The 14,493-nt window shown below is 68.3% G+C and carries 10 protein-coding genes; 8 read left to right on the forward strand and 2 right to left on the reverse strand.

Translation table 11 applies throughout. The annotated features are described in order from the left end of the window. Nucleotides 1-271: 271 nt before the first annotated feature. The 8 genes from AC5L30_RS01285 to AC5L30_RS01320 all read left to right on the forward strand — a co-directional run bounded on the left by AC5L30_RS01285 (nucleotide 272) and on the right by AC5L30_RS01320 (nucleotide 11,844). A complete protein-coding gene (locus tag AC5L30_RS01285; RefSeq protein ID WP_494864632.1) occupies nucleotides 272-1,261 on the forward strand; it encodes an ABC transporter permease in 990 nt (329 codons plus the stop codon). Further along, on the forward strand, nucleotides 1,258-2,166 hold the full coding sequence (locus AC5L30_RS01290; RefSeq protein WP_494864633.1) for a carbohydrate ABC transporter permease: 909 nt from the start codon (nucleotides 1,258-1,260) through the stop codon (nucleotides 2,164-2,166). The genes AC5L30_RS01285 and AC5L30_RS01290 overlap by 4 nt, the downstream gene beginning before the upstream one ends. A gap of 53 nt (nucleotides 2,167-2,219) precedes the next feature. Further along, nucleotides 2,220-3,857: an ABC transporter substrate-binding protein gene (locus AC5L30_RS01295; protein ID WP_494864634.1), complete on the forward strand. Its 1,638-nt coding sequence runs from the start codon at nucleotides 2,220-2,222 to the stop codon at nucleotides 3,855-3,857. Nucleotides 3,858-3,944: 87 nt separating this feature from the next. Further along, nucleotides 3,945-4,634, forward strand: a complete 690-nt coding sequence (locus AC5L30_RS01300; RefSeq protein ID WP_494864635.1) for a DUF624 domain-containing protein — start codon at nucleotides 3,945-3,947, stop codon at nucleotides 4,632-4,634. Then, entirely contained in the window at nucleotides 4,631-6,664 is a 2,034-nt protein-coding gene (locus tag AC5L30_RS01305; protein WP_494864636.1) for a beta-galactosidase, read from the forward strand. The genes AC5L30_RS01300 and AC5L30_RS01305 overlap by 4 nt, the downstream gene beginning before the upstream one ends. After that, a complete protein-coding gene (locus AC5L30_RS01310; protein WP_494864638.1) occupies nucleotides 6,661-8,799 on the forward strand; it encodes an alpha-glucuronidase in 2,139 nt (712 codons plus the stop codon). Before AC5L30_RS01305 ends, AC5L30_RS01310 begins: the two co-directional genes overlap by 4 nt. Nucleotides 8,800-9,108: 309 nt before the next feature. Then, complete coding sequence (locus AC5L30_RS01315) at nucleotides 9,109-10,434, forward strand: extracellular catalytic domain type 1 short-chain-length polyhydroxyalkanoate depolymerase (protein WP_494864639.1); 1,326 nt, start codon at nucleotides 9,109-9,111, stop codon at nucleotides 10,432-10,434. A gap of 39 nt (nucleotides 10,435-10,473) precedes the next feature. Next, a complete protein-coding gene (locus AC5L30_RS01320; protein ID WP_494864641.1) occupies nucleotides 10,474-11,844 on the forward strand; it encodes a glycoside hydrolase family 10 protein in 1,371 nt (456 codons plus the stop codon). Nucleotides 11,845-11,974: 130 nt separating this feature from the next. On the opposite strand, the gene sthA is transcribed toward AC5L30_RS01320, so the two are convergent. Together sthA and AC5L30_RS01330 are read right to left on the reverse strand one after the other, a co-directional pair. Then, the gene (sthA, locus tag AC5L30_RS01325) at nucleotides 11,975-13,378 is read right to left on the reverse strand and encodes a Si-specific NAD(P)(+) transhydrogenase (protein ID WP_494864643.1); all 1,404 of its coding nucleotides are present in this window, start codon (nucleotides 13,376-13,378) and stop codon (nucleotides 11,975-11,977) included. A 53-nt stretch (nucleotides 13,379-13,431) separates the two neighbouring features. Next, entirely contained in the window at nucleotides 13,432-14,454 is a 1,023-nt protein-coding gene (locus AC5L30_RS01330) for a fibronectin type III domain-containing protein (RefSeq protein WP_494864645.1), read from the reverse strand. Nucleotides 14,455-14,493: the final 39 nt, after the last annotated feature.

Raw genomic sequence — 14,493 nt, forward strand, 5'->3', positions numbered from 1 at the left:
CATTCCCGGGCCACTGCACGGTTCGTCGGCGACGGAACGCCGATGGTGGAGTCACCCTGTGCAGGAGACACTCCCTGGTGGTCCGATTGGGGCTCTTGACAGGCATCGATGGGGCACTTAGGTTGCCGAAAAGGTTACGCAGGTTTCCGGAAAGTTTCGGATCGTGGGAAACGTCCGCCGCGCCGCCGGTTCAACGGGGGCGTGGGGATTGCTCACCTCGGTGCGGGTCGAGCCCCTCGTGGCTGTCCACAGTCGGCATAGGAGGTCAAGGATGACATCCACCCTGCGGCCACCGCCGCCGGCGCCGCCGCGTTCTCCGCAGGAGGCGCAGAGCCCTGCCCCGCGCTCGCCACGACCCCGTCGCAGTTGGCGGCAGGCACTTCGTCGGGACTGGCAGCTCTACTCCCTCGCCATCCTGCCGCTGCTGTTCTTCCTGGTCTTCCGGTACCTGCCGATGATCGGCAACATCATCGCCTTCCGCCGGTTCAAGCCGGGCGGCAGCATCTTCGGCGAGTACTGGGTCGGGCTGCGCTACTTCCGGATGTTCCTCACCGACCCGACGTTCTGGGAGGTGTTCACCAACACCCTGGTGCTCGGGACGCTGACCCTGCTGTTCTGTTTCCCGCTGCCGATCGTGCTGGCGCTGATGCTCAACGAGGTCCGGGCCCGTCGCTTCAAGCGGTTCGTCCAGTCCGTGTCCTACCTGCCGCACTTCCTGTCGATCGTGATCGTGGCGGCGATGGTCATGCAATTGACCTCGATCGAGGGCACGGCCAACCAACTCGTCAACCTGTTCGGTGGCGACCCGGTGGCGTTCCTGCAGAAACCGGAGTGGTTCCGCACCATCTACGTCTCGTCCGAGGTCTGGCAGACCGTCGGGTGGGGCACCATCCTCTACCTCGCCGCCCTCACCACCATCGACGAGGACCTGTACGAGGCCGCCCGGATCGACGGCGCCAGCCGGCTGCGGCAGACCTGGCACGTCACGCTGCCCGGCATCCGCCCGACGATGGTGACCCTGCTGATCCTCAACATCGGCAGCTTCCTGGCGGTCGGGTTCGAGAAGATCCTGCTCCTCTACAACCCGTTGACGTATCCGACCGCCGACGTGGTCTCCACCTATCTGTTCCGGATGGGCTTCCAGTCGAGCAATTTCAGCTACGCCGCCGCCATCGGCCTCTTCGAGGCGGTGATCGGGCTGATCCTCGTCCTGTCGGCGAACATCATCTCCCGTCGCACGGTGGGGACGAGCCTGTGGTGACCCTCGGTACGAAGATCGACGCCCCGAAGACCCGCGGGCCGGTGGACAGCCGGGGTTACCGGATCTTCCGAGTGGTCAACACGGTCGTCCTGATCGGCGTCGTGGTCGTGACGTTGTACCCGTTCCTCAACATCCTGGCCCGCTCGCTCAGCGAAGAGGCGTACATCATCGCCGGCAAGGTGAGCATCGTCCCGCGTGGGTTCGACCTGACCGCGTACAAGCTGCTGATGTCCGACGCGATGTTCTGGACGAACTACCGCAACACGGTGGTGTACACGGTGGTCGCCACGCTCATCTCGATCGTGCTGACCACCTGCTACGCGTACGTGCTGTCGAAGCCGCAGCTCAAGGGGCGCCCCTTCCTCGTCGGTGTCGCGCTGTTCACCATGTTCTTCTCCGGTGGCCTGATCCCCAACTACGTGCTGGTCACCAGCCTGGGGATGAAGAACACCATCTGGGCTGTGGTGATCCCCAACGCGATCAGCGTGTTCAACCTGCTGGTCATGAAGGCGTTCTTCGAGAGCCTGCCGAGCGAGCTGGAGGAGGCCGCGGCGGTCGACGGGCTGAACACGTACGGCATCCTGCTGCGGATCGTGCTGCCACTGTCGAAGGCGATCATCGCGACGATGGTGCTCTTCTACGCGGTCTCCTTCTGGAACTCGTGGTTCACCGCGTTCCTCTACATCGATCGGCAGGATCTGCTCCCGGTCACCGTCTACCTCCGCAACCTCATCGCAGGCGCCACCAGCGCCGAGTCGGCCGCGGCCGACGCCGACAAGGTCCAGGCCGCGGCCACCCTCCAGGCCGTGACGATCGTGCTCACCACCCTGCCGATCCTGGCGATCTACCCCTTCGTTCAGCGGTACTTCGTCCGCGGCGTGATGCTCGGCGCGGTCAAGGGATGACGCCGGCGCCGCACCGCTTCCCCAACGAAACCCCACCACCGAAAGGACGAGCCATGCTCCACAAGACGTGGCGCCGCGTGGCATTGGCCACCGCGGGTCTGCTTGCGCTCTCCCTTGCCACCGCCTGTTCCGAGGACCCCGGTGAGTCGACGGACCTCTCCGAGAACCGGGCCGGCGCGATGGCCGACTACGGCGTCGGTGACCAGTTCAAGGCCACCGAAGCGCTCTCGTTCTCCACCCTCTACAACAACCACACGTTCTACCCGCTCAAGGAAGACTGGCTGTTCTGGTCGGAGCTCACCAAGCGGACCAACGTCAAGATCGAACCGGTGGCCGTGCCGCTGAGCGACTACGAGCAGAAGCGCAGCCTGCTGATCGGCGCCGGGGACGCCCCGCTGATCATCCCGAAGACGTACCACCCGCAGGAGAACGCGTTCGTGTCCTCCGGGGCTATCCTCCCGGTGAGCGACTACCTGGACCTGATGCCCAACCTCAAGGACAAGATCACCAAGTGGAACCTCAAGCCGGAGATCGACAACCTGCGGCAGTCCGACGGTAAGTTCTACCTGCTGCCCGGCGTTCACGAGAAGCCCACCCAGGACTACACGGTGCTGGTGCGCACCGACATCATGCAGGAGCTCAACCTGGCGGTCCCCAAGACCTGGGACGAGCTGTACACGGTGCTCAAGGCGATGAAGGCGAAGTACCCGAACGTCTACCCGTACTCCGACCTCTTCAGCAAGCCCAACCCGACCGGCGCCCTGCTGAACATCCTCGGCTCAGCCCACGGCACCCAGGCGGGCTGGGACTACCAGCACGCCACCTGGGACCCGGCCGCCAAGAAGTTCAACTACACCGGCGCGTCCGAGCAGTACAAGCAGATGGTCACCTACCTGCACAAGCTCGTCGCCGAGGGTCTGCTCGACCCGGAAAGCTTCACCCAGACCGACGACCAGGCGCGCCAGAAGCTCGCCAACGGCAAGTCCTTCGTGGTCACCGGCAACGCGCAGACCCTGGTCAACAACCACCGGCCCGACCTGGCCAAGACCCTGCCGAACGCCAAGCTGGCCAAGATCCCGCTGCCGATCGGCCCGGCCGGTGAGATCAACCCGTTCCCGCGGTTGGAGAACGGCATCATGATCTCCACGAAGGCCCGGGAGAGCAAGAACTTCGTGGCCATGATGCAGTTCATCGACTGGCTCTGGTATTCCGACGCCGGCATGGAATTCGCCCGCTGGGGCGTCGAGGGCACCACCTTCACCAAGGACGCCTCCGGCAAGCGCTCGGTCACGCCCGACGTCGACTTCCTCGGGATCAACCCGAAGGGCACCAAGCACCTGCAGAAGGAGTTCGGCTTCCACAACGGAGTCTTCGCCTACGGCGGCACCCCCGACCTGGTCCGTGGGTTCTTCTCGCCGGAGGAGCTGGAGTTCCAGAAGGTGATGGACGCCCGCAAGCCGAGGGAGGTGCCCCCGCCCGCCCCGTTGACCGACGAGGAGCGCGAGCAGGTGTCACTCTGGGAGACCCCGCTGAAGGACTTCGTCACCCAGAACACGCTGAAGTTCGCCCTCGGGCAGCGTCCGCTCACCGAGTGGGACGCGTACGTGGCGGAGCTGAAGGCCAAGAACTCCGACCAGTACATCGACCTGGTCAACAAGGCGTACGAACGGTTCCAGAAGAACAACGGCTGATCAGCGGGGGTCCGGTCGGGCGGCCTGTCGCCCCCGACCGGACCCCCGGCTACCACGGATCAGCTGACTCGACCGGAGGGAGCGACCGTGAGTGGCGCGACTCAGACCCGGCGACAGTTCGGCGACGGACCACTGTCGCGAATCACCTCGCGCATCTACATCCTGCTCGCGGTCGAGCTGCTCCTGCTGCTCACCACCCTGCCCGCCCTGCTCCCGCTGCTGGTGCTGGGCCGCGACCCCAGCAACCTGCCGCTGGCCGCGCTCCTCCTGGTCCCGGTCGGCCCGGCGATCTCCGCCGCCCTGTACGCCCTGCGCCACCAGCGAACCGACCTGACCGACCTGCGCCCGGCCGCCCTGTTCTGGCGTGGCTACCGGGCGAACCTGCTCGGGGTGCTGCGCATCTGGGTGCCGACACTGCTGTGGTTGACCGTGCTCGCCGTGAACCTCGCCTACCGGGGCGCGGTCGGCCTGTCGAGCTGGTGGGCGGTGCCGCTGGTGCTGATCGGAGTGGCGGTGACACTCGGCGCGGCCAACGCCCTGGTGATCACCTCGCTGTTCGACTTCCGCACCCGGGACGTGCTCCGGCTGGCCGTGCACTTCCTCGTGCGTACCCCCGGTGTTCCCGTCGGCAACGCCCTGCTGCTGGCCGCGGCGACCGGGATCATCGCGGTCTTCTCCGAGGCGGTGCTGATGCTGCTGGCGTCGCTCGCGGTCCTGGCCTTCCTGCGCATCAGTGACCCGATGACCCACCTGATCCGGAAGGAGTTCACCACATGAGCCTGCCCCTCAGCGCCAAGGTGCCCTTCGGGGGCGACTACAACCCGGAACAGTGGCCCGAGGACGTGTGGAAGCAGGATTACCGTCTGTTCGACACCGCACGGATCGACCTGGTCACCCTCGGCGTGTTCGACTGGGCGCTCACCCAGCCCGCGGAGGGCACCTACGACTTCGCGCTGCTCGACAAAATCGTCGAGCGGGCCAGTGCCGAGGGGCGCGGGATCTGCCTGGCCACCGGCACCGGAGCCCACCCGCCATGGTTGGCGAAGGCGTACCCCGAGGTAACCCGGACCGACTTCGAGGGCCGCAAGCACCGGTTCGGTCAGCGGCACAACTCCTGCCCCAGCTCGCCGGTCTTCCGCCGGCTCTCGGCCGAGCTGGCCCGCCGGGTCGCCCGCCGCTACGCCGACACCCCGGCGGTGCTCGCCTGGCACGTCGGCAACGAGTACGGCGGCGCCTGCTACTGCGCGCTCTGTGCGGCCGGTTTCCGGGGCTGGCTGCGCAACCACTACGGCACCCTCGACGAGCTGAACGAGGTTTGGTACACCACCTTCTGGTCGCACACCTTCACCGACTGGGACGAGATCGAGCCACCGTCGGCGCTGACCGAGCACTGGCGCGGCCCGGATCACACGGCGTTCCCGGGCATCACCCTGGACTACCTGCGGTTCACCTCCGACGCGATGCTGACCAACTTCCGCGACGAGAAGGCCGCCATCCGGGAGTCCAGCCCGACGGTGCCGGTGACCACGAACTTCATGGGCATGTACCGGCCCATCGACTACCACCGCTGGGCCCCTCACCTGGACTTCGTCTCCTGGGACAACTACCCGCCCGACGACGAGTCGGCGGCCCGAATGGCGTTGACCCACGACCTGATGCGCGGGCTCAAGGACGGCCAGCCGTTCTGGCTGATGGAACAGACCCCGAGCTCCACCGCGTGCCGCGACGTCAACCCGGTGAAGCGCCCCGGTCTCATGCGGTTGTGGAGTTGGCAGGCCGTGGCACACGGCGCCGACGCGGTGCTCTTCTTCCAACTGCGCGCCTCCCGCGGGGCCAGCGAGAAGTACCACGGCGCGGTCATCGGCCACGCCGGTCGTTCCGACACCCGGGTGTTCCGGGAGGTCGCCGAGCTGGGCGGCGAACTGGAACGGCTCGGCCCGGCGTCGCTGGGCGCGCGGACCCCGGCCCGGGTGGCGCTGCTGTTCGACTGGGACAGCTGGTGGGCGTTGGAACTGTCCGACGGCCCGTCCCGGCTGGTCCGCTACCAGCAGGTCGTGCTCGCGTACCACCGGGCACTCTGGGACGCCGGTGTGGACCTGGACGTCGTCGCGGTGACCGCCGACCTGTCCCGCTACGACGTGGTCGTCGCCCCGGCCCTGCACCTGCTCAAGGGTGACCTGCCGGAGCGGCTGGAAGCGGTGGCGACGCGCGGCGGGTCGGTGCTCACCACCTACCTGTCCGGCCGGGTGGACGAGAACGACCAGGCGTTCCTGATGGACGTGCCGGGCCCGCTCGGGCAGCTCATGGGTGTCCGGGTCGACGAGTGGGACGCCCGCGGCCCGGAGGTGGTCAACCCGGTCCGCCTCGGCAACGGCGCGGATCAGGTCGACGTCGACGCGCGGCTGCTCTTCGAGCTGGTGATTCCGCAGGGCGCGCAGGTGATCGGCACCTACCAGGCCGACTTCTACGCGGGCACCCCGGCGGTGACCCGCAACTCGTTCGGCGCCGGTGACGGCTGGTACGTGGCCGCCGGGCTGGACCAGGCCGGGGTGTCCTGGGTGGTGCGGCAGGTGCTCGCCCGGCACGACCTGCTCGGGCCCTACCCGGACGTACCGGAACTGGAGTCCGCTGTCCGGGTCGCGCCGTCCGGGTCGCGGCTGCTGTTTCTGCTCAACCACCGTGCCGAGCCGGTCGAGGTGACCGCCCGGACCGGCGGCGTCGACCTGCTCACCGGCGACCGCACGGCGGCCGGCGCTGCCCTGCGGCTGCCGGCGTACGGGGTAGTCGTGCTGGAGGAGGACCGGTGAACGCCGAAGAGTCCGTGGACTTGGAGCAGCTGATGTTCGTCGAGGAGCCGATGGATGGCGACGAGCCGCGCGTCCACCCGGCCTGGCTGCCTCCGGAGGCGTTCCGGTCCCTCGGCGCGCGCCGCGTCCTCCTGCACGGCGAGGGGTTGCTCGTCGACACCGTCCTCAACGAGGTCTCGCGCGCCTGCGCGCGTTACGGCGGGCGGGTGTGGCATTCCCCCTCCTGGGACGTCGACGTCGACCTGGTGCTCGCCCTGCGCGATGCCGATGAGCTGCCCAACCCGGCGGTGGAGGCGGCGCGCGCCGCCGGCGAGGCGGCGCTGGTCGAGCTGGGTGACGACGGGACGCTCGGCGACGAGGGTTTCGTGTTGGCGCGGGCCGGCGATGTGACGGCGGTGCTGGCCGACGCGCCCGCCGGCCTGTTGTACGGGCTCTTCCACGTGGTCCGGCTCTGCGCGGCGGCCTTCGACCCGGCCCGCCCCCCGGAGCGGCACCGGCCGGCGCTGCGCCGACGAATGCTGAACCACTGGGACAACGTGGCCGTGCACCCGGTGATGGGCCAGGTCGAACGAGGGTACGCGGGTGGTTCGATCTTCTGGCAGGACGGCCGTCCGCGCGGCGACCTGGCTCGGGTGCGGGAGTACGGGCGGCTGCTGGCCTCCTGCGGGATCAACGCGATCTCGGTGAACAACGTCAACGTGGCCCGTACGGAGGCGCTGCTACTCACCGACCGGATCGGCGACGTGGCCGAGATCGCGGACGTGCTGCGCCCGTACGGCATCCGGGTGCACCTGTCGGTCAGCTTCGCCGCGCCGGTGGTCCTCGGTGGCCTGCCGACCGCCGACCCCCTGGACGAGACGGTGCGGGTCTGGTGGGCCGGCACCACCCGGCGGGTGTACGACCGTATTCCGGACTTCGGCGGTTACCTGGTGAAGGCCGACTCGGAGGGGCAACCCGGCCCGTTCACGTACGGCCGTGACCACGCCGACGGTGCGAATCTGCTGGCCGAGGCGCTCGCCCCGCACGGGGGAGTGGTGCACTGGCGGGCGTTCGTCTACAACCACCAGCAGGACTGGCGGGACCGGTCCACCGACAGGGCTCGGGCCGCGTACGACCATTTCGTCCCGCTCGACGGGCGGTTCCGCACCAACGTGGTCGTCCAGGTGAAGTTCGGTCCGGTGGACTTTCAGACGCGCGAGCCGGTCTCACCGGTGCTCGCCGCGATGCCGGCGACCCGGCTGGCGGTGGAGTTGCAGGTCACTCAGGAGTACACGGGCCAGCAGCGGCACGTCTGCCACCTCGGCCCCTGGTGGAGTGAGGTGCTGCGCTTCGCCCCCTGGGGGCCGGGCGGACGGACGATCGCCGACGTGGTCACGGGAGAGGCGGCGGCGGGTGGCGGACTGGTCGCCGTCGCCAACGTCGGCGACGACCTCTTCTGGACCGGGCATCCGTTGGCACAGGCCAACCTTTACACGTTCGGTCGGCTGGCCTGGGATCCTCGGCGGGACCCGACGGCGATCCTCGACGAGTGGATCACGCTGACCTTTCCGCCGTCGGCGACCGCCGACGCGGAGCTGGTGCGGCGGACACTGCACGAGATCATGGACGACTCGTGGCGTACCTACGAGCGCTACACCGCCCCGCTGGGCGTCGGCTTCATGGTCAACCCGGGCGACCACTACGGCCCCGGCGTCGACGGGTACGAGTACACGCGGTGGGGCACCTACCACTTCGCCGACCGCGACGGCGTCGGCGTGGACCGCAGCCGCGCGTCGGGCACCGGCTTCGCCGGCCAGTACCCGCCGTACTGGGCCCAGGTGTACGAGTCACCCGAGAGTTGCCCCGACGAGTTGCTGCTCTTCTTCCACCACGTGCCGTACGGGCATGTGTTGCACAGCGGCTCGACCGTCATCCAGCACATCTATGACACCCACTTCGCGGGGGTCGAGGAGGTGACGGCGATGCGACGCAGGTGGCAGACGTTGACCGGCATGATCGACCCCAGCGTGTACGAGCGGGTCGCCGAACGTCTCGACGAGCAGGTGCGCTGCGCGACCGAGTGGCGCGACCAGATCAACACGTACTTTTTCCGCAAGTCCGGGGTGCCGGACGAGCGAGGGCGGGACATCTACTGAGCGGCGGTGAGGGGCGGCCCGGCCAACGGTCGGACCGCCCCTGTGCCGTGCAGGCCAGAGGTCTGGCAGGTTTCCGAAAACGTCCCGATAATATCTCCCGATCCATCGGTGCAGACCAGGCCCGTCGATGCCCATTGCTTCGCAGGTGGCCGCCGGAACCGTAGCGGCGAAAGGTTTCCGGAAGTCTTGACAATCGAGTGCGCTCGATTGAAGCTGGCATGGTCACGCGAGCCGCGGTCAAGGTCGGGCGAAGGGCAGTCCTCGACTTAAGTCCCCTTCCACGCGCCTTTTTCGCAAGGGATCGCGACGATGACACTGAAGACGAGAATGCTTGGCGTCGTCATGGCGGCCGTGACGCTGGCCGCCGCCGCGTTGACGTTCGCCACTCCCGCGTCGGCGGCCACGCTCACGCAGGTGACCAACTTCGGCACCAACCCCACCAACCTGCAAATGCACCTGTACGTCCCGGACCGGGTGGCGACCCGACCAGCGATCCTCCTGGCGATGCACTACTGCACCGGGACGGGCCCCGCGTTCCACTCGGGCACCCAGTACGCATCCCTCGCGGACCGGTACGGGTTCATCGTGATCTACCCGTCGGCCACCCGCAGTAGCAAGTGCTGGGACGTCTACTCGCCGCAGGCGCTACGCCGTGGCGGCGGCAGCGACCCGGTCGGACTCATGTCCATGGTCGACCACGTACGGCAGCGCTACTCGGCCGACCCCGCACGGATCTTCGCCACCGGCACCTCCTCCGGGGCGATGATGACCAACGTCATGCTGGGCGTCTACCCGGACGTGTTCGCGGCGGGCGCCTCGTTCGCCGGGGTGCCGTTCGCCTGTTTCGCCACCGGCGGCAGCTCGGAGTGGAACAGCCAGTGCGCGAACGGGCAACTCATCCGGGCCGCGCAGCAGTGGGGTGACCTGGTCCGGGAGGCGTACCCCGGTTACACCGGCCAGCGACCCCGGATGCAGATCTGGCACGGCACCAACGATGAGACGCTGCGCTACCCGAACTTCGGTGAGCAGGTCAAGCAGTGGACCAACGTGCACGGGCTGAGCCAGACCCCGACGCACACCGACTCCCCGCAGTCCGGCTACACCCGCACCCGGTACGGCAGCAGCGGCCCGATGGCGCCGGTCGAGGCGATCAGCATGCAGGGTGTCACGCACAACCTGCCGGTCGACGCCGCGCAGGTGATCCGCTTCTTCGGGCTGGACAGCACCGTGCCGCCGACGACCCCACCGCCGACCACCCCACCCCCGACGACTCCGCCCCCGAGCACGCCACCGCCGACCACTCCGCCGCCGACCGAGGGCGCCTGCCGGGTGGGCTACACGGTCAACGCCTGGAACAGCGGTCTCACCGCGAGCGTGGCCATCACCAACACCGGTGCCGCCGCCGTGAACGGTTGGGCGCTGACCTTCACGCTGCCCACCGGGCAGCGCATCACCAGCGGCTGGAACGCCCAGTACGCCCCGGCGAGCGGTGCGGTGACCGCCCGCAACGTCTCCTACAACAGCACCATCGCCCCGAACGCGTCGGTCGAGGTCGGCTTCCAGGCCACGCATGAGGGCGGCACCGGCAAGCCCACGTCGTTCGCCCTCAACGGCGCCGCCTGTTCGGTGTCCTGATTTCCCTTCCCACCCCACCACCCGAGAAGGAGTCACACGATGAGAAACGCGAGATGGAAGGCGGCATCGAGAGCCGCCATCGCGCTGACCGGCGCGGGTGCCCTCGCTGCCGGCATGGCGCTGTTCATGACGGCGCCGGCCGCCGCCGGCACCACGCTTGGCGCGTCCGCCGCGGAGAAGGGTCGCTATTTTGGTACGGCGGTGGCGGCGAACAAGTTGTCTGACAGTGCGTATACGACGATTTTGAACCGTGAGTTCAACTCGGTGACGCCTGAGAATGAGATGAAGATCGACGCGACGGAGCCGCAGCAGGGTCGGTTCAGTTACGGTGCGGCTGATCAGATCGTCAGTCACGCGCGTAGTCGGGGTATGAGCGTGCGGGGTCATACTTTGGCGTGGCATTCGCAGCAGCCGGGCTGGATGCAGAGTATGAGTGGTAGTGCGTTGCGGCAGGCGATGCTGAATCACGTGACGCAGGTGGCCACGCATTTCCGGGGTCAGGTTGTGGCGTGGGATGTGGTGAACGAGGCGTTCGCGGATGGTAGTTCGGGTGCGCGTCGTGACTCGAACCTGCAGCGTACGGGCAATGACTGGATCGAGGCGGCGTTTCGGGCCGCGGATGCCGCGGATCCGAACGCGAAGTTGTGTTACAACGACTACAACACCGACAACTGGACGCACGCGAAGACGCAGGCCGTGTACAACATGATGCGCGACTTCAAGTCCCGTGGTGTGCCGATCGACTGCGTCGGTTTCCAGTCGCACTTCAACAACGAGTCACCGTATGTGAGTAACTACCGCACCACCCTGTCGAGCTTCGCGGCACTCGGTGTGGACGTCCAGATCACCGAGTTGGACATCCAGGGCGCGTCGGCGAACACGTACCGCAGTGTGGTGGAGGACTGCCTGGCCGTGGCCCGCTGCAACGGCGTCACCGTGTGGGGCATCCGGGACAGTGACTCGTGGCGGGCCTCGCAGACCCCGCTGCTGTTCAACAACAACGGCTCGAAGAAGCCGGCGTACGACGCGGTCCTCGCCGCGTTGAACAACGGCACCACCCCCACCGACCCGCCCACCGACCCGCCCACCGACCCGCCGACGACCCCGCCCCCGGGCCCGGGTGGCTGCACGGCGACGGTGTCGGTGAACCAGTGGACGGGTGGCTTCGTGGCCACGGTGAAGGTGACGGCCGGCTCGTCGGCCATCAACGGCTGGACGGTCACGATCGGTCTGCCGTCCGGCGCGACGGTCACCAACGCGTGGAACGCCAACCACAGCGGTAGCACCGGCACGACGAACTGGACGAACGTGGCCTACAACGGCCAGGTCGGCGCCGGGCAATCCACCGAGTACGGCTTCCAGGCCAACGGCACCGCCGGCAGCCTCAGCCCCACCTGCTCAGCACGCTAAAGCCCACCGGCCGGTGCGGAGGCGGCTCCCGCCCCCGCACCGGCCCCGGGTGATCAAGAGGTTCGCGTCACGACACGCCGTGCCGGATGACGCGAACCTCTTGATCACCAAGGGGTGGGCGGTGAACGGGTCAGCCGTCGATGCGGGTGATGTTGCGGATCTTGTTGGACGCGTCCAGGGCGGCGACCTTGTACGCCTCGGCCAGCGTCGGGTAGTTGAACACCGCGTCGACCAGGTAGTCGATCGTGCCGCCGCAGCCCATCACCGCCTGACCGATGTGGACGATCTCGGTGGCGGCGGTGCCGAACACGTGCACCCCGAGCAGCCGGCCGTCTCCGGGGGAGACGAGCAGCTTCAGCATGCCGTACGAGTCGCCCACGATCTGACCCCGGGCCAACTCGCGGTAGCGGGCGATGCCCACCTCGAACGGTGTGGAACTCTCGGTGAGCTGCGCCTCGGTCTGCCCGACGAAGCTGATCTCCGGGATCGTGTAGATGCCGATCGGTTGCAGGCCGTGCATCTCCCGGATCGGTTCGCCGCAGGCGTGTTGCGCGGCCAGCCGGCCCTGCTCCATCGAGGTGGACGCGAGCGCCGGAAAGCCGATCACGTCGCCGACGGCGTAGATGTTCTGCACCGGGGTGCGGTAGTTGGCGTCGACCTTGATCCGGCCGCGTCGGTCCGCCTCCAGCCCGGCCGCCTCCAACGCCAGGTCGTCGGTCTGGCCCTGCCGGCCGGCCGAGTACATCACCGTGTCGGCGACGATCTTCTTGCCGCTCTTGAGGATGCACAGCGCCGCCGTCTGGTGCTTCTCCACGGCGGCGACCTCCTCGCCGAAGCGGAACGCCACGGACAGGTCGCGCAGGTGGTACTTGAGTGACTCGACGACCTCGTCGTCGCAGAAATCCAGCATCCGGTCGCGGCGTTCCACCACGGTCACCTTCGTGCCGAGCGCGGCGAACATCGAGGCGTACTCCATGCCGATCACGCCGGCGCCGACCACGACCATGCTGCGGGGTACGGCCTGGAGGTTGATGACGCCGTCGGAGTCCACGATCGTCCGGTCGTCGAAGTCGACGCTGTCCGGGCGGGCCGGGCGAGTGCCCGCGGCGATGACGATCTTGTCGAAGGTCACCTTGGACTCGCGGCCGGAGCCGCCGTCGACCCAGATCGAGTGCCCGTCGGCGAAACGCCCGGTGCCGGTGATCATCGCGACCCGGTTGCGGGCCAGTTGATTGCGGATGACGTCGGTCTGTCGGGTGATGACGTGCTGGGTCCGGGCGGCCAGGTCGCTGACCGTGATCTCCTCCTTGACCCGGTAGCTGCTGCCGTACAGGTCCCGCTGGCTCAGGCCGGTGAGGTAGAGCACGGCCTCGCGCAGGGTCTTGGAGGGGACGGTGCCGGTGTTGATGCACACCCCACCGATCATGTCGCGGCGGTCCACGATGCCGACCCGCCTGCCGAGCTTGGCGGCGGCGATCGCGGCCTTCTGACCGCTGGGTCCGGAGCCCAGCACCAACAGGTCGTAGTCATACACAGGCGTTAGCGTCGCAAGATGTCGTGGCCGGCACCAGACCCCGGAGTCGAGCGTTATTCGTCTGCCACCGTGCAGAGGCCGCCGTTCAGCGTGATCTCCTCCGGCAGTTGCGTGCCGGTGGCGACGAGCCCCAGCGACACGGTGCCGCCGGGCGGGATCACCGCGTTGCGGCTGGTGTTGCCCACCCGGAGGTAGCTGTTGTTGAGGCGGTCGAGGACCTTCGCGCCCCAGATGCCCTGCACCTGCTGGCTGGCCCAGAATCGCCACGTCATCGTCCACCCGTCGACCGCCGTCGAGCCGGTGTTCTCGACGACGAGGTGCGCCACGAAGCCGTCCGGCCACTGCCGCACGACGGACCGGACCGCGCAGCTCGGCGGCGGCGGCAGGGTGGTCACCGTGACCGGCGCGGACAGGGGGGACAGGTGTCCGACCTCGTCGCGGGCCTGCACCACGAAGGTGTACGTGGTGTTCGGCGCCAACCCGCTGATCGAGGCACTGTTCACGGGCGGGTACTGGTACACCTCACGGACCCGGGTGAGAGTGCCGCCGGCGTCGACCCGGAACACCTCGTACCGGTCGAGCGCGACGTTCTCCACCGAGTGCGCCCACCGCAGCCGGACCACCGTGGCGGCGACGTCGTACGCCACCGGTTGACCCGGCGCGCTCGGCGGCTGGTCGTCCCCCGGTGGCATGGTCAGCCGCAGGGTCGGGTTGGACACCGAGCTGTTCCCGGCCGCGTCCAGAGCCCACACCGAGAAGGTGTACGTGCGCGACGGCCGCAGATCGGTGATCCGGATGCTGTTGGTGTCGGTCGAATACTGGGCGCCGAAATCCTCGAATTGCGCGCCGACCGGGTAGCGGACCACGCCCACGTTGTCGGTCGAGGCCGCCCAGGTCAGCTCGACCCAGGTGGTGTCGACGGCGACGACCGTGATCGGGCCGGGGGTGGTGGGGCGTTCGGTGTCGGCGGCGGCGTGCGCCGGGGTCGCGCCCGCCGCGACCAGGGTCACCACCAGCGCGCACACGGCCAGCGCGGCGGCCTTCGATCGGATTACTCGATGTCGACGCTCACGCACGATGAATCCCCCGCCTCCGGTTGCCTACCGCCTCCACCA

This window comes from Micromonospora sp. BQ32 (assembly GCF_059358895.1).